We start from the raw sequence: 14,643 nt of genomic DNA, 5'->3' as shown, positions 1-14,643 counted from the left end.
CCGGCGGCCCCGGAACGGAACGCCGGACCACCGGCAACCGCCCCGGGCCGCCCCGCAACGCCACGCACACACGCGTGCCGTGACGGCAGCCTACGAACTCACCGCCGCCCAGATCCCGCCCGCCCGGAAGCCGAAAGGCCTCTGCACGGCCTGAAGGCCGGCTCGGACAACTGCCCGGCGGCCCCGGAACGGAACGCCGGACCACCGGCAACCGCCCCGGGCCGCCCCGCAACGCCACGCACACACGCGTGCCGTGACGGCAGCCGGTCGATCGGTGGGACGGCGTTCACTCCACGCCGATGAGCAGGAGCGCTCCCTGGCGGCCGCCCTGGTAGATGACCGTGTCGACGGCGAGGTAGGACTCGCGGACCCGGTTCTCCAGGTGGCCGGCGATCGTGTCGGGGGCCTCGTCGCCGAGGACGAGGGTGACCAGTTCGCCGCCGGCCGCGAGCATGCGGTCCAGGACGGTCTCGGCGGTGGCTGTGACGTCGGAGCCGATCACGGCCACGTCGCCGTCGATCAGGCCGAGTACGTCACCGGCCTGGCAGATGCCGGCCGTGGTCCACGACTGGTGTTCGGCGACGACCACCTCGGCGTGCCGGGTGGCGCCGGCCGCCGAGGTCATGGCGACGACGTCCTCGTCGAAGCGGCGCCCCGGCTCGTGCACGGCGAGGGCGGCGATGCCCTGCACGGCCGAGCGGGTCGGGATCAGGGCGACGCGGACACCGTCCCCGCGGGCCTGCTCGGCCGCCGCCGACGCGGTGTGGCGCAGTTCGGGGTCGTTGGGCAGCAGGACCACCTCGTGCGCGTGTGCCCGCCGTACGGCGTCGACGAGCTCGCCGCTCGCGAGCTGCTCCCCGGGCCGGGCGAGCACCGTGGTCGCCCCGGCCTCGGCGCAGAGCCCGGCCAGGCCCTCGCCGGGCACGACGGCCACCACGGCGCGCTGGGCCCGCTCCCGGGGCGGCGCGAACCCACGGGTGTGCGCGTCACCGGCGGCGAAGTGCGTGATCCGGATCCGGTGCGGGCGCCCGGCCTCCACGCCCGCCTCCACGGCGGCGCCCGCGTCGTCCACGTGCACGTGCACGTTCCACAGGCCGTCGCCGCCGACCACGACGAGGGAGTCCCCCAGCTCGTCGAGCCGCTCACGCAGCCGGGCGACGGCCGCGTCCTCGGCGTCCAGCAGGTAGATCACCTCGAAGGCGGGACCGCTCGCGGGCGGCGCGCAGGCACCGGGCCCGTCGTCAGCGGGGCACACGCGCGCGTGGGGAACCGTCGGCCCGCCGTCACCCGCCGCCGCGGCCGCCGAGGGGAACACGCCCTGCTCCGGCGCCCGCCCCGTGAACGTCTCCACCAGGGCCGCGAGGACCGCCACGAGCCCGCGCCCGCCCGCGTCGACCACCCCGGCCTGCTCCAGGACGGCCAACTGGCCGGGGGTCGCGGCGAGGGCCGCGCACGCTCCCTCGTAGGCGGCCAGCGCGACCGCCCCGCAGTCTCCCCGCGCCCCGGTGGCCGCGTCCGCGGCGGCCGAGGCCACCGACAGGACCGTGCCCTCCATCGGGTGCGCCACGGCCTGCCTGGCGGAGTCCGCCGCGCGCCGCAGGGCCAGGCACAGACCGCGCCCGTCGGCGTGCGCGCGGTCACTGTCGGCGGCGAACACCTGGGCCATGCCGCGCAGCAGCTGGGCGAGGATCGTCCCTGAGTTGCCGCGGGCCCCGATCAGCGCGCCGTGCGCCATCGCCCGCGCGGCGTCGGCCAGCGAGGGACCGGGCAGTGCCCCGCCGGTCGCGGCGCCCACCTCGTGCGCCGCGAACACGGCCTCCACCGCTGCGACGGCGGACTCCACGGTCAGATACAGGTTGGTGCCGGTGTCCCCGTCGGCCACGGGGTAGACGTTGATCGCGTCGATCTCCTCGCGCGCGCGTCCCAGCGCCCGCAGCGCCAGTCCGCACCAGGTGCGCACCGCCGGCGCGTCGAACGTCTGCGGCACCTGCGCCACCTGCGCCTCCCTGAGCTGCTGGACTGGACGCAGCGTAGACCCAGGGGCGGTGCCGGACGGAAGAGGGCCTGCGCGGGCCCCGGAGCCACCATGGTAGTTTCGCCCTACGGACGCAGCCGTTGTATGCTGCTCCGGTTGCCCGATCCTGATCGGGCTCTCCCCCTGGCAACGCCACTCAGATTTCAACAAGGCTCTTCGAGCCTGAGATCTTGATCCCGGCATGCCGGGATCAACCGTAAGTGCATCTGAAGTCTTTGGAGTGACCCGTGGCTGCCAACTGCGACGTCTGCGGCAAGGGGCCGGGCTTCGGCAACAACATCTCGCACTCGCACCGCCGTACGTCCCGTCGCTGGAACCCGAACATCCAGCGTGTGCGTACCGTGGTCGGCGGGACGCCGAAGCGCGTGAACGCCTGCACCTCGTGCATCAAGGCCGGCAAGGTCTCGCGCTGACGCACAGCAACAGCTAAGCGCGCGGCCACCGCTGGTTCGCTGCACTGAGCCGGTCCACCTCGGTGGACCGGCTTTTTGCCGTACCCGCGTGACTACCCCGCCCCGGGCCCCCGCAGGGCCCACGCGTGATCCACGGGGCCGATCCCCGCGCCGAGCGCGAAGCCGGCCGCGATCGCCCCGGTGACGTACGCCTTGGCCTCCGTCACGGCCTCCGGCACGGACCGGCCCCTGGCCAGGTACGAGGCGATCGCGGAGGCGAGGGTGCAGCCGGTGCCGTGCGTGTGCCGGTTGTCGTAACGGGGGGCGCGCAGCCAGTGCTCCTCGGCGCCGTCGGTGAGCAGGTCCACGGCCTGGTCACCACTCTCTCCCCCGGCGGCCCCGGCGAGGTGGCCGCCCTTGATCAGCACCCACTTCGGCCCGAACTCCAGCATCGCCGCCGCGGCCTCCCGCATCTGCTCCTCCGTCCGGACCCGGACACCGGTCAACTGGGCCACCTCGTCCAGGTTCGGCGTGGCGACGGTCGCCACGGGGAGCAGCCTGGTGCGTACCGTCCGGAGCGCGGAGTCGGCGAGCAGCGGGTCGCCGTGTTTGGAGACGCCGACCGGATCGACGACCGCGGGCGCGTCCGTCCCGGCGATCAGTTCGGCCACGGTCCCGGCCAGTTCCGCCGAGGAGAGCATCCCGGTCTTGACCGCCTGGACGCCGATGTCGTCGACGACGCTGCGGTACTGGGCCCTGACCGCGTCCACGGGCAGTTCCCAGGCGCCCTGCACGCCGAGCGAGTTCTGCGCGGTCACCGCGGTGATCACGCTCATGCCGTGCACGCCGAGGGCGAGCATCGTCTTCAGGTCGGCCTGGATGCCGGCGCCGCCGCAGGAGTCGGAGCCCGCGACGGTCAGGACCCGAGGAGGGGCCGCCGTCATGACTCGATGTCCCCGAAGTGGTCCCAGCCGCCCTTGCTGGTCCACGGCGCGCCGTCGACCGTGACCTGGGGCAGCGCCGAGGGGCTGCGCACGTCGCCGATCACCTTCCAGCGGGCCGGCAGTTTCACGTCCGGCGGGAAGGCCGCCACGATCGCGTGGTCCTCTCCCCCGGTCAGCACCCACTGCAACGGGTCGACGCCGACGGCCTGCCCGATGTCGTTCATCTGCGAGGGGATGTCTATGGCCCCCGAGCGGATGTCGATGTGGACCTTGCTGGCCTCGGCGATGTGCCCGAGGTCGGCGATCAGTCCGTCGCTGACGTCGCACATCGCGGTGGCGCCGAGCCCGGCGGCGGCCGGGCCGGCGTGGTACGGCGGCTCGGGGCGGCGGTGGGCCTCGACGAAGGCGCGGGGCGAGCGGAAGCCGCGGGAGAGCACCGCGTACCCGGCCGCGGACCAGCCCAGCCAGCCGGTCACCGCGATCAGGTCGCCGGGTTGTGCGCCGGCGCGGGTGACCGGCTCGTGGTTGCGCAGATCACCGAGCGCGGTGATCGACACCATGATCGTGTCGCCGCGCACCACGTCGCCGCCGACGACGGCGGCCCCGGCGACCTGGCACTCGTCGCGCAGGCCGTCCATCAGCTCGGTGGGCCAGGTGACCGGGAGCTCGGTGGGGACGACCAGGCCGAGCAGCAGCGCCGTCGGCACGGCGCCCATGGCGGCGATGTCCGCGAGGTTCTGGGCGGCCGCCTTGCGGCCCACGTCGTACGCCGTGGACCAGTCCCGGCGGAAGTGCCGCCCCTCCAGGAGTATGTCGGTGCTCGCCACGACCCTGCGGTCGGGGGCGGCGACCACCGCGGCGTCGTCGCCGGGGCCGACCCGGACCGCCGGGGTGGTGGTGAGACGGGAGGTGAGCTCCCTGATGAGCCCGAACTCCCCGAGCTCACCGACAGTGCCCTTCATCGGCCTTTCGCCCCTTCTGTCCCTGTACGTTCCCGGTCGCGCGTCAACGCGGTCCTCGCTACGGTCGAGATGACCGTCAACTTCTGTCCTACCTGCACCCCGGCGCGTGCGTCACGGCATCCCGGGTCTCCCCACGGCGTGTGACGACGCGATACCGTGGCGTTCCTTTTTCCCCACATGATCCTCGTGGCCGCCCTGGAGGTTCCGTGGTACAGGCGTACATCCTGATCCAGACGGAGGTCGGCAAGGCGTCGACCGTCGCAGAGACGATCGGCAAGATCCCTGGAGTGATCCAGGCCGAGGACGTGACGGGGCCGTACGACGTCATCGTGCGCGCCCAGTCCGACACCGTGGACGACCTGGGCCGCATGGTGGTCGCCAAGGTCCAGCAGGTGGACGGCATCACACGCACCCTGACCTGCCCGGTCGTGCATCTGTAGCCCCCGTCTACCCTTGGCCGGTGAGCTTCTTCCGTCACCGGCTTCTCGGCCTGCCCGTCCTCGCCGCGCTGATCACCGTCGCGGGCTGTTCCCCGAGCGACGCCGGCGCCACCGTGGCGGTTCCCCGTCCCGGACCGTCGGCAGCCGGACTGTGCCGGGATCTGGACCGGGAACTGCCTGCGAAAGTGGACGGACTGAGCCGCGAGGACCCCCGGCCCGCCTCCACGCTGACCGCGGGTTGGGGAAGCCCGGCGATCATACTGCGCTGCGGTGTCCCGCGGCCCGCCGCGATGGACGATCCGGAGGCCGACGGGGCCGAGGTGAACGATGTGGGCTGGCTGCTGCAGAAGCAGGGGGACGGGTCGTTCCGCTTCACCACCACCCTGCGCCTGGCCTATGTGGAGGTGACGATCCCCGCGGGGCGGACGGACCACGGGGTCGCGCCGCTGGTCGATCTGGCCGCGGCCGTGAAGAAGGCGATCCCCAAGGGGATCGCCGACTGAGTGCCTGACGCGCGCCGAGGGGGCGGCGGACGCCGGCCGGTGTCCGCCGCCCCCTCGGTGTGTGTGGTCAGCGCAGTCCCGTGGAGCGGCGCAGGGCCGCCTGGATCAGCCGGTCCACCAGTTCCGGGTAGCTGATCCCGCTCGCCTGCCACATCTGCGGGTACATCGAGATGGGCGTGAAGCCGGGCATGGTGTTGATCTCGTTGATCACGAACTCGCCGTCCTCGGTGAGGAAGAAGTCCGCGCGGACCAGACCTTCGCAGGAGGCCGCCTCGAACGCCTCCACCGCGAGCCGCCGCACCTCGGCGGTCTCCTCGTCGGTCAGCGGGGCGGGCACGATGCCGGGCGTGGAGTCGATGTACTTGGCCTCGAAGTCGTAGTACGCGTGCGCCTCGGGCGGCGGGATCTCGGCCGGTACGGAGGCCCGCGGGCCGTCCTCGAACTCCAGCACCCCGCACTCGATCTCGCGGCCCCGCAGCGCGGCCTCCACGAGCACCTTCGGGTCGTGCCGCTGGGCCTCCTCGATCGCCTCGTCGAGGCCGGACAGGTCGTCGACCTTGGTGATGCCGATCGACGAACCGGCGCGCGCGGGCTTCACGAACAGCGGCCAGCCGTGCTCGCCCGCGAAGTCGACGATCCTCTTGCGGGCGGCGGACGGGTCCTGCGCCCACTCGCGCGGCCGGATCACCACGTACGGGCCGACCTTGAGCCCGAAGGAGGTGAACACCCGCTTCATGTACTCCTTGTCCTGGCCGACGGCCGAGGCGAGCACGCCCGAGCCCACGTACGGCACGCCGGACAGCTCCAGGAGGCCCTGCAGGGTGCCGTCCTCGCCGTAGGGGCCGTGCAGCACCGGGAAGACCACGTCGACCTCGCCGAGCACCTTGGGCACCGAACCGGGCTCGCTGTAGACGACTTCGCGGTTGGACGGGTCGACGGGCAGCACCACGCCGCCCTCGGCGGAGTCGGCGAGTTCCTCGACGCTCGGGGTGCGACCCTCGGTGATCGCCATGCGCTCCGGCTCGTCGGCGGTCAGGGCCCAGCGGCCGTCGCGGGTGATGCCGATCGGCAGGACCTCGTACTTGGTCCGGTCGATGGCGCGCAGCACCGCGCCCGCGGTGACCACGGAGATTCCGTGTTCGGAGCTGCGGCCGCCGCACACGACGGCCACGCGGGGCTTGCGGGACGGCTGCTCGGGGCTCTGGGGGAGGTTCTCGCTGCTCATATCGCGATGAGAGTACCCGCTGGTATCCACGACGTCAGTGCCCGCATGGGCACCGTCGCTCAGCGTCGCACGGACGGTCGCGCAACGTGATGCGGACGGCCGAACGGCGCCGGTTTCAGCGGCGTTCGGGCTTGGCGCTGCGCGACATCAGCTCCCTGAGGGCCACCACGGGCGGCTTGCCCTCGTGCACGATGCCGACGACGGTCTCCGTGATCGGCATGTCGACGCCGTGCCGGCGGGCCAGATCCAGCACCGACTCGCAGGACTTGACGCCCTCGGCGGTCTGCTTGGTGACCGCGATGGTCTCCTGGAGCGTCATGCCCTTGCCGAGGTTGGTGCCGAAGGTGTGGTTGCGCGACAGCGGCGAGGAGCAGGTGGCCACCAGGTCGCCGAGGCCGGCGAGTCCGGAGAACGTCAGCGGGTCGGCGCCGAGGGCCATGCCGAGCCGGGTGGTCTCGGCGAGGCCACGGGTGATGAGCGAGCCCTTGGCGTTGTCGCCGAGCCCCATGCCGTCCGCGATGCCGACGGCCAGACCGATCACGTTCTTGACGGCGCCGCCGAGTTCGCAGCCCACCACGTCGGTGTTGGTGTAGGGCCGGAAGTACGGGGTGTGGCAGACGGCCTGCAACCGCCGGGCCACTTCCTCGTCGGTGCAGGCGACCACGCCGGCGGCCGGCATGCGGGCGGCGATCTCCCGGGCCAGGTTGGGCCCGGTGACGACGGCGATGCGGTCGGCACCCACCTTGGCGACGTCCTCGATCACCTCGCTCATCCGCATGGCCGAGCCGAGTTCGACGCCCTTCATCAGGGAGACGAGGACGGTGTCCGGGGCGAGCAGCGGCGCCCACTCGGCGAGGTTCGCACGCATGGTCTGCGAGGGGATGGCGAGCACCGTGAAGTCGGCGTCGCGGGCGGCCTCGGCGGCGTCGGCCGTGGCCCGCAGGTTCTGAGGGAGTTCGACTCCGGGCAGGTAGTCGGGGTTGGTCCGGGTGGAGTTGACCGCGTCGACGAGTTCGGCGCGGCGGGCCCACAGGGTCACCTCGCAACCGGCGTCGGCGAGGACCATGCCGAAGGCGGTGCCCCACGATCCGGTACCGAAGACGGCCGCCTTGACCGGCTTGCTCACGTGCCCTGCCCCTCTTCCTGTACGGACTCCCGCACGTCCGGCCCGCGCTGCGCGACCGGCACGGTCCTGCCCTGCGTCTGCGACTCGGTGCGGCGGCGCTGCTCGATCCGCTCCCGGCGCGGATCGTACGGCTCGGCGGGCGCCTTCTCCCCGCGGATCTGCTCCAGCTGGCGGGTGATGGCCGCCATGATGACCTCGGTGGCCTCCTTGAGGAGCTCCGGAGTCATCTCCTGGTCGTAGAAGCGGGAGAGGTCCACGGGCGGCCCGGCCAGCACCTGGTGGGTCTTGCGGGGCAGCAGGTCGGGCTTCTTGGCGTAGGGCGGCAGCAGTTCGTTGACGCCCCACTGGGCGACCGGAATCACCGGGCACTTGGTCTGCAGGGCGACCCGGGCGGCGCCGGTCTTGCCCGTCATGGGCCAGCCGTCGGGGTCGCGGGTGAGGGTGCCCTCGGGGTAGAAGGCGACGCACTCGCCGCGCTCCACGGCGTCGATGGCGGCGCGGAACGCGCTCAGCGCGTCCGTGCTCTCGCGGTAGACGGGGATCTGCCCGGTGCCGCGCATCGCGGCACCCACCAATCCCTTCTTGAAAAGCCCGCTCTTCGCCAGGAATCGCGGAACGCGCCCGGTGTTGTACTGAAAGTGGGCGTACGCGAAGGGGTCGACGTGCGAATTGTGGTTCACCACGGTGATAAATCCGCCGTCGGCCGGAATGTGCTCCATTCCGCGCCAGTCCCGCTTGATCAGAACCACCAGTGGCGGTTTGCAGATCACCGCTGCGAAGCGATACCAGAAGCCGATTCTGCGGCGGGGCACGCGGACACCTTCCTCTAGGGCCTGGGGGGCCGCACAAGTGTCGCCCCAGGCCGCCTGTCTGTCGAGAACACCGTACGCCCGCACGTCACCGGGAGCGCCTTTGGAAGGCGCTGCGCGCCCCTCCCCTTCCCGAGTCCACCGGACCGTCCGGGGCGACTCCGGGAGACAATGACGACCACACGAGAGGGACGGAACGCCGGTGCAGTGGACCTTGGTCATTCCCCTGAAGCCCCTGAACCGGGCCAAGAGCAGGCTGTCGGACACCGCCGGCGACGGAGTGCGTCCCGGCCTGGCCCTCGCCTTCGCCATGGACACGGTGGCGGCCGCGCTGGCCTGCCCGGCGGTGGCGGATGTGGCGGTCGTCACGGACGACGCCGAGGCCGGGCGGGAGCTGGCGGCGCTGGGCGCCCGGATCGTCGCCGACGAGCCGCGGGCCGGCCTGAACGCCGCCCTCGCGCACGGCGCGGCGGTGGTACGGGCCTCGCGCCCCCGAACTCCGGTGGCGGCCCTCAACGCCGATCTTCCCGCGCTGCGGCCCATGGAATTGGCCCGGGTTCTGGAGGCGGCCGGACAATTCCCGCGGGCATTTCTCGCGGATTCCGCGGCCGTCGGCACGACTTTGCTGACGGCCTCCCCCGGGCATCCACTCCTCCCGGCCTTCGGCACCGATTCCCGGGGCCGCCACCGGGCGTCAGGCGCCGTGGAACTGTCCCTGGACGCGGTGGAATCCGTGCGCCGGGACGTGGACACCGGGGACGATCTGCGGGCCGCGCTGGCCCTCGGCGTGGGGCCGCGGACGGCCGCCGCGGCGGCGCGGCTGCCGGTCCTGGGGCAGTAGGCTGCCGTCATGCAGGCGACCGCATACACGTACGACCCCGAAAGCCGCAGCGGGCAGGTGCTGCTGGACGACGGCACCCCGGTGTCCTTCGACGCGCCGGCGTTCGACGCGGGCGGTCTGCGGCTGCTGCGGCCTGGGCAGCGGGTGCGGATCGAGACCGAGGGCGAGGGGAACGGCCTGCGGATCACCCTGGTGACGCTGCAGACCTTCTGAGCAGGCAGGATGACCGTCCACCCCGGCGCGAGGGAACAGCGCCCCGGCAGGCGGTGTCCGAACACGCCGCGGGCCGGGCTCCCTCGGGAGTCCGGCCCGGCGCGTGAGTGCCCCTGCGTCGCTACTTGCCGCGGGCGGCGGTCTTCTTGGCGGTGGTCTTGCGGGCGGTCGACTTCTTGGCGGGGGCCTTCTTGGCCGTGGCCTTCTTCGCCGGCGCCTTCTTGGCGGTGGTCTTCTTGGCGGCGGCCTTCGTGGCCGTCGTCTTCTTGGCGGCCGCCGTGGTCTTCTTGGCCGTGGGGGCCTTCTTGGCGGTGGTCTTCTTCGCCGCCGGGGCGGCCTTCTTCGCGGCCGTCTTCTTCGCCGCCGCGGTGGTCTTCTTCGCGGCGGCCTTCTTGCCGACGGCCTTGGCAATGGTGGCGGGCGGGCCGGAGAGGCTGCCCTTGGGCGCCTTCTTGACCGCGATGTCGTGCTTCGGGAGCTTCTTCGAGCCGCTCACCAGGTCCTTGAAGCCCTGGCCGGCCCGGAAGCGGGGAACGGAGGTCTTCTTGACCCGCACCCGCTCACCCGTCTGCGGGTTGCGCGCGTAACGGGCGGGACGATCAACCTTCTCGAAGGACCCGAAGCCGGTGACCGAGACCCGGTCTCCCGCGACGACCGCGCGGACGACGGCGTCCAGTACCGCGTCCACCGCATCGGCGGCCTGCTGGCGGCCGCCCATCTTGTCGGCAATCGCTTCTACGAGCTGCGCCTTGTTCACGTCTTCCCCTTCGGAGACCTTGCCGGAACGAAAGTGTTCAAGCGTTTTCGCACGTTAGGCAGATATATACCGCAAATCAAACACGAAACGGGCTAATCACCCTTGTGCCGCAACGGACTCGACGGCCTCGGGCTGTTCAGCCTTCCTCGCCGGGGATTCGCCCCCGGTCGAGGTCTGCCGTGAACCGCTCCAGACGCCTTGCCGCACCGGCGAGATCGTGCTTGGCCGAGGCCGTAATGACCAGCAGCTTCCGGGTCAGCGCCATCCGTACGCTCTCCGGGACTTGCAGTGCGCGCACCCTTTCGTGCGCTTCCTTGAGCTGGGCCGCGACCGCCGTATAGAGCTCGAGTTGGCCGTCGTTGTCCATGCACAGATTGTGCCATCTGGGGCGAGTTGTCGCCTGCGCTGGGGGGCAACTGACGCCTGCGGCGGCCGTCCGGGCGGTTGCGCCGGGCGCCATCCGGAGCCTCGCCTACCCCGGCAATAGCCCGTCTAACGTGGGAAGTTGAGCGTCTTGGCGTCGGCGCGCCGGGTGATCGGGGCGCCAAAAAGGCTGTACCCCCGATCGCCTCGATCGGGGGTACAGCGGGGTCGTACGGTGGCCGAAAGTCGACTTGTCACAGCACTGGAGAGCGGTGTCCGGCCCGGCGGTCGGTCATCGGCCGGGGCCGTGGGTCAGACCGGCAGGGTGCGCGGCTTGAAGGCCGGGCGCTTCGCCTCGTACGCGGCGATGTCGGCCTCGCTCTGGAGGGTGATGGAGATGTCGTCCAGCCCGTTCAGCAGCCGCCAGCGGGAGTTCTCGTCCAGCTCGAAGGAGGCGGTGATCCCCTCGGCGCGCACCTCGCGGGCGACCAGGTCGACGGTCACCTCGGCCTGGGGGTCCTTCTCGGTGAGCTCCCACAGGGCGTCCACGACCTTCTGGTCCAGGACGACCGTGAGCAGGCCGTTCTTCAGCGAGTTGCCCCGGAAGATGTCCGCGAAGCGGGAGGAGATCACGGCCTTGAAGCCGTAGTTCTGGAGCGCCCAGACGGCGTGCTCGCGGGAGGAGCCGGTGCCGAAGTCGGGGCCCGCGACCAGCACCGTGGCGCCGTCGCGCTCCGGGCGGTTGAGCACGAAACCGGGGTCCTTGCGCCAGGCCTCGAACAGCCCGTCCTCGAATCCGTCGCGGGTGACCTTCTTGAGCCAGTGGGCGGGGATGATCTGGTCGGTGTCGACGTTGCTGCGGCGCAGCGGGACGGCCCGGCCGGTGTGGGTGGTGAAGGCTTCCATGATCTCTCAGACTCCAGCGGGCGTGGGGACGTCGGCGTCGGACAGGTCGGCCGGGGAGGCCAGGTGGCCGAGGACCGCGGTGGCCGCCGCGACCTGCGGGGAGACCAGGTGGGTACGGCCGCCCTTGCCCTGCCTGCCCTCGAAGTTGCGGTTGGAGGTGGAGGCGGAGCGCTCTCCGGGGGCGAGCTGGTCGGGGTTCATGCCCAGGCACATCGAGCAGCCCGCGTGCCGCCATTCGGCGCCGGCCTCCTTGAAGACCACGTCCAGGCCCTCGGAGACGGCCTGGAGACCCACGCGCGCGGAGCCCGGGACGACCAGCATCCGTACGCCGTCGGCGACTTTGCGGCCCCGCACGATGTCGGCGGCGGCGCGCAGGTCCTCGATGCGGCCGTTGGTGCAGGAGCCTACGAAGACGGTGTCCACGTTGATGGAACGCAGCGGCTGTCCGGCCTCCAACCCCATGTATTCCAGGGCCTTTTCGGCGGACAGGCGCTCCGATGCGTCTTCGTACGAGGCCGGGTCGGGGACGGCGGCCGAAAGGGGCGCGCCCTGGCCGGGGTTGGTGCCCCAGGTGACGAACGGGGACAGCTCGGCGGCGTCGATGACGACCTCTGCGTCGAAGACGGCGTCGTCGTCGGAGCGCAGGGTCCTCCAGTAGGCGACCGCGGCGTCCCACTCGGCACCCTCGGGTGCGTGCGGGCGGCCCTCGAGGTAGGCGAAGGTGGTCTCGTCGGGGGCGATCATGCCCGCTCGGGCGCCGGCCTCGATCGACATGTTGCAGATGGTCATCCGGGCCTCCATCGAGAGCTTCTCGATGGCGGGGCCGCGGTACTCCAGGATGTAGCCCTGGCCGCCGCCGGTGCCGATCCTGGCGATGATCGCGAGGATCAGGTCCTTGGCCGTGACGCCCTCGGGCAGTTCGCCCTCGACCGTGATCGCCATGGTCTTCGGACGGGCCATCGGCAGGGTCTGGGTGGCGAGCACGTGCTCGACCTGGGAGGTGCCGATGCCGAACGCCAGCGCGCCGAAGGCGCCGTGCGTGGAGGTGTGCGAGTCACCGCAGACGACGGTGGTGCCCGGCTGGGTCAGACCCAGCTGCGGTCCCACCACGTGGACGACGCCCTGCTCGACGTCGCCCAGCGGGTGCAGCCGGACCCCGAAGTCGGCGCAGTTCTTGCGCAGCGTCTCGAGCTGGACCCGGGAGACGGGGTCCGCGATGGGCTTGTCGATGTCGAGGGTCGGGGTGTTGTGATCCTCGGTCGCGATGGTCAGGTCGAGCCGGCGCACGCCGCGGCCGCTCTTGCGCAGGCCGTCGAAGGCCTGGGGGCTGGTCACCTCGTGCAGCAGGTGCAGATCGATGAAGAGGAGGTCGGGCTCGCCCTCGGCGCGCCGGACGACGTGGTCGTCCCAGACCTTCTCCGCGAGTGTCCTACCCATCGCTTTCCCTCCGGCCGGACGCCAAGGGCGCCGGCCCAACTAGAGATCTTGAGGATGCGGCACCCGCGCCCCCCTCCGGGCGTCCGCCGCAGAGCCCGCCGGTCGACGCGGGCCGCTGTGACTACCAGAGTGGCGTGTTCCACGGAAAATTGAACTTGCGTTTCACAGAGTGAGACGCAAGTATCGTTGCATGGACAACAGTAGCGGCGTCGGCGTTCTGGACAAGGCAGCCCTTGTCCTGAGCGCTCTGGAGTCCGGTCCGGCCACCCTCGCGGGTCTGGTCGCGGCCACCGGACTGGCACGACCCACGGCCCACCGGCTGGCCGTGGCGCTGGAACACCACCGCATGGTGGCGCGCGACATGCAGGGCCGGTTCATCCTCGGCCCGCGCCTCGCGGAGCTGGCCGCGGCCGCGGGCGAGGACCGCCTGCTGGCCACCGCCGGGCCGGTGCTCACACATCTGCGGGACGTGACGGGCGAGAGCGCGCAGCTCTACCGCCGCCAGGGCGACATGCGCATCTGCGTCGCCGCGGCCGAGCGCCTGTCCGGACTCCGGGACACCGTCCCGGTCGGCTCCACGCTCACGATGAAGGCGGGCTCCTCGGCGCAGGTCCTGATGGCCTGGGAGGAGCCGGAGCGGCTGCACCGCGGCCTCCAGGGCGCCCGTTTCACGGCGACGGCCCTGTCGGGCGTACGGCGCCGCGGCTGGGCCCAGTCGATCGGCGAGCGCGAGCCGGGCGTCGCGTCCGTCTCCGCGCCCGTGCGCGGCCCCTCCAACCGCGTGGTGGCCGCCGTCTCGGTCTCCGGCCCCATCGAGCGCCTCACCCGCCACCCCGGCCGCATGCACGCCCAGGCCGTCATCGACGCCGCCGCCCGCCTGTCCGAGGCCCTGCGCCGCTCCGGCTGACCCCGGCCCGCGGGGCCGGCCTCAACGCCGCGGCAGGCCCTGCGCACGGGACACCGACATCCACCTCACCACCCGACCCCGGGCGAGCACCGCTCACCCGGGGTCGCTCTGTTGCGCACCGCCGGGTCGGCCTGCTGTGCACCGCCCGGCGGGCCGGGGCGGGCCGGCTCAGGGGTGGCTCAGCCTGGCTGCCGCCCGGTCGCCGCGGCGGGCCACCGGGATCACGTCCGTGGCCTTGGCGAGTCCGGTGGGGGGCATGTTCATGTAGATGGCCTCGTGGGCGCCGGCGGGGACCACGTAGGTCTCGTGCCAGAAGCCGACCTTGCCCTTCCCCTCACGCAGCCGGCGGTTGAAGGCGGACCAGGCGGGGCGGTGACTCCGGTCGGGGGCGGTGGCGTAGGCGAGGAGCTTCTCCTTGGACTCCCAGTACTGCACGAAGTGCACCTCGCGCGGCCCGGCCAGTAGTTGCCTGACCCCGAGGAGCCCCTGGTCGCGGTCGCGGTGGAGTTCCGCGAGCATCGGTCCCATCGCCCTGACCACGGGCAACCAACTACGCACCGAGACAAAGCTGTTGATGCGCATCCCGATATGGAAGACGACCACCTCGCCCTCGTGCGCGGCGGTCATGCGCCCCTCGACCGGCTGGACACCCATCCCGTTCCCCATCCTCTCGCACTCCAGCAGATGCGGATAGCGCCGCTATCCGCACTTGGATAGTGGCACTCTCCAAGTGCGGCGGCAAGGGCGGAGGTAGAGCAGGGGGAAACACGCGGAAGGGCCCTC

17 protein-coding genes are annotated in these 14,643 nt (G+C 72.0%); 6 read left to right on the top strand and 11 right to left on the bottom strand.

Annotated elements, in window-relative coordinates:
- Positions 1 to 286: 286 nt before the first annotated feature.
- On the bottom strand, positions 287 to 1,996 hold the full coding sequence (locus tag ACF09J_RS23025) for a DAK2 domain-containing protein (protein WP_392307308.1): 1,710 nt from the start codon (positions 1,994 to 1,996) through the stop codon (positions 287 to 289).
- 266 nt (positions 1,997 to 2,262) lie between these two features.
- Here ACF09J_RS23025 and rpmB point away from each other — a divergent pair, with 266 nt between their 5' ends.
- Positions 2,263 to 2,448: a 50S ribosomal protein L28 gene (gene rpmB / locus ACF09J_RS23020; protein ID WP_003993230.1), complete on the top strand. Its 186-nt coding sequence runs from the start codon at positions 2,263 to 2,265 to the stop codon at positions 2,446 to 2,448.
- Between the two features lie 92 nt (positions 2,449 to 2,540).
- Here the strand turns inward: rpmB and thiD are convergent, their stop codons facing one another.
- Positions 2,541 to 3,371 (bottom strand): bifunctional hydroxymethylpyrimidine kinase/phosphomethylpyrimidine kinase, encoded by an 831-nt coding sequence (gene thiD / locus ACF09J_RS23015; protein ID WP_392307307.1) that lies wholly within the window; start codon positions 3,369 to 3,371, stop codon positions 2,541 to 2,543.
- Positions 3,368 to 4,333: a thiamine-phosphate kinase gene (locus tag ACF09J_RS23010; protein ID WP_392307306.1), complete on the bottom strand. Its 966-nt coding sequence runs from the start codon at positions 4,331 to 4,333 to the stop codon at positions 3,368 to 3,370. The genes thiD and ACF09J_RS23010 overlap by 4 nt, the downstream gene beginning before the upstream one ends.
- Before the next feature lie 206 nt (positions 4,334 to 4,539).
- On the opposite strand from ACF09J_RS23010, the gene ACF09J_RS23005 reads away from it, so the two are divergent.
- Positions 4,540 to 4,773: an Lrp/AsnC family transcriptional regulator gene (locus ACF09J_RS23005; protein WP_100571763.1), complete on the top strand. Its 234-nt coding sequence runs from the start codon at positions 4,540 to 4,542 to the stop codon at positions 4,771 to 4,773.
- Between the two features lie 20 nt (positions 4,774 to 4,793).
- On the top strand, positions 4,794 to 5,276 hold the full coding sequence (locus ACF09J_RS23000; protein ID WP_392307305.1) for a DUF3515 domain-containing protein: 483 nt from the start codon (positions 4,794 to 4,796) through the stop codon (positions 5,274 to 5,276).
- Between the two features lie 67 nt (positions 5,277 to 5,343).
- On the opposite strand, the gene ACF09J_RS22995 is transcribed toward ACF09J_RS23000, so the two are convergent.
- From ACF09J_RS22995 to ACF09J_RS22985, 3 genes are all read right to left on the bottom strand, one after another.
- A complete protein-coding gene (locus ACF09J_RS22995) occupies positions 5,344 to 6,501 on the bottom strand; it encodes a D-alanine--D-alanine ligase family protein (protein ID WP_392307304.1) in 1,158 nt (385 codons plus the stop codon).
- Between the two features lie 115 nt (positions 6,502 to 6,616).
- Entirely contained in the window at positions 6,617 to 7,627 is a 1,011-nt protein-coding gene (locus ACF09J_RS22990; protein ID WP_392307303.1) for an NAD(P)H-dependent glycerol-3-phosphate dehydrogenase, read from the bottom strand.
- Complete coding sequence (locus ACF09J_RS22985) at positions 7,624 to 8,439, bottom strand: lysophospholipid acyltransferase family protein (protein WP_392307302.1); 816 nt, start codon at positions 8,437 to 8,439, stop codon at positions 7,624 to 7,626. Before ACF09J_RS22985 ends, ACF09J_RS22990 begins: the two co-directional genes overlap by 4 nt.
- Positions 8,440 to 8,638: 199 nt before the next feature.
- On the opposite strand from ACF09J_RS22985, the gene cofC reads away from it, so the two are divergent.
- Both cofC and ACF09J_RS22975 read left to right on the top strand, forming a co-directional pair.
- Positions 8,639 to 9,277, top strand: coding sequence for a 2-phospho-L-lactate guanylyltransferase (gene cofC, locus ACF09J_RS22980; RefSeq protein ID WP_392307301.1), 639 nt, complete (start codon positions 8,639 to 8,641; stop codon positions 9,275 to 9,277).
- 9 nt (positions 9,278 to 9,286) lie between these two features.
- A complete protein-coding gene (locus ACF09J_RS22975) occupies positions 9,287 to 9,490 on the top strand; it encodes a hypothetical protein (RefSeq protein WP_100571769.1) in 204 nt (67 codons plus the stop codon).
- 121 nt (positions 9,491 to 9,611) lie between these two features.
- Here the strand turns inward: ACF09J_RS22975 and ACF09J_RS22970 are convergent, their stop codons facing one another.
- From ACF09J_RS22970 to leuC, 4 genes are all read right to left on the bottom strand, one after another.
- Positions 9,612 to 10,247: an HU family DNA-binding protein gene (locus ACF09J_RS22970; protein WP_392307300.1), complete on the bottom strand. Its 636-nt coding sequence runs from the start codon at positions 10,245 to 10,247 to the stop codon at positions 9,612 to 9,614.
- A 136-nt stretch (positions 10,248 to 10,383) separates the two neighbouring features.
- Entirely contained in the window at positions 10,384 to 10,614 is a 231-nt protein-coding gene (locus ACF09J_RS22965) for a hypothetical protein (protein WP_392307299.1), read from the bottom strand.
- A 308-nt stretch (positions 10,615 to 10,922) separates the two neighbouring features.
- Positions 10,923 to 11,516, bottom strand: coding sequence for a 3-isopropylmalate dehydratase small subunit (gene leuD, locus ACF09J_RS22960; RefSeq protein WP_392307298.1), 594 nt, complete (start codon positions 11,514 to 11,516; stop codon positions 10,923 to 10,925).
- Positions 11,517 to 11,522: 6 nt separating this feature from the next.
- On the bottom strand, positions 11,523 to 12,953 hold the full coding sequence (leuC, locus tag ACF09J_RS22955; protein ID WP_392307297.1) for a 3-isopropylmalate dehydratase large subunit: 1,431 nt from the start codon (positions 12,951 to 12,953) through the stop codon (positions 11,523 to 11,525).
- A gap of 190 nt (positions 12,954 to 13,143) precedes the next feature.
- On the opposite strand from leuC, the gene ndgR reads away from it, so the two are divergent.
- A complete protein-coding gene (ndgR, locus tag ACF09J_RS22950) occupies positions 13,144 to 13,860 on the top strand; it encodes an IclR family transcriptional regulator NdgR (RefSeq protein ID WP_028425251.1) in 717 nt (238 codons plus the stop codon).
- Positions 13,861 to 14,028: 168 nt separating this feature from the next.
- Here the strand turns inward: ndgR and ACF09J_RS22945 are convergent, their stop codons facing one another.
- Positions 14,029 to 14,514, bottom strand: coding sequence for a DUF4188 domain-containing protein (locus tag ACF09J_RS22945; protein WP_392307296.1), 486 nt, complete (start codon positions 14,512 to 14,514; stop codon positions 14,029 to 14,031).
- Between the last annotated feature and the right edge of the window lie 129 nt (positions 14,515 to 14,643).

It is taken from the genome of Streptomyces sp. NPDC014889 (assembly GCF_043081205.1).
GTDB lineage: Bacteria > Actinomycetota > Actinomycetes > Streptomycetales > Streptomycetaceae > Streptomyces.
This window is presented reverse-complemented; position numbering and strand designations above follow the sequence as displayed.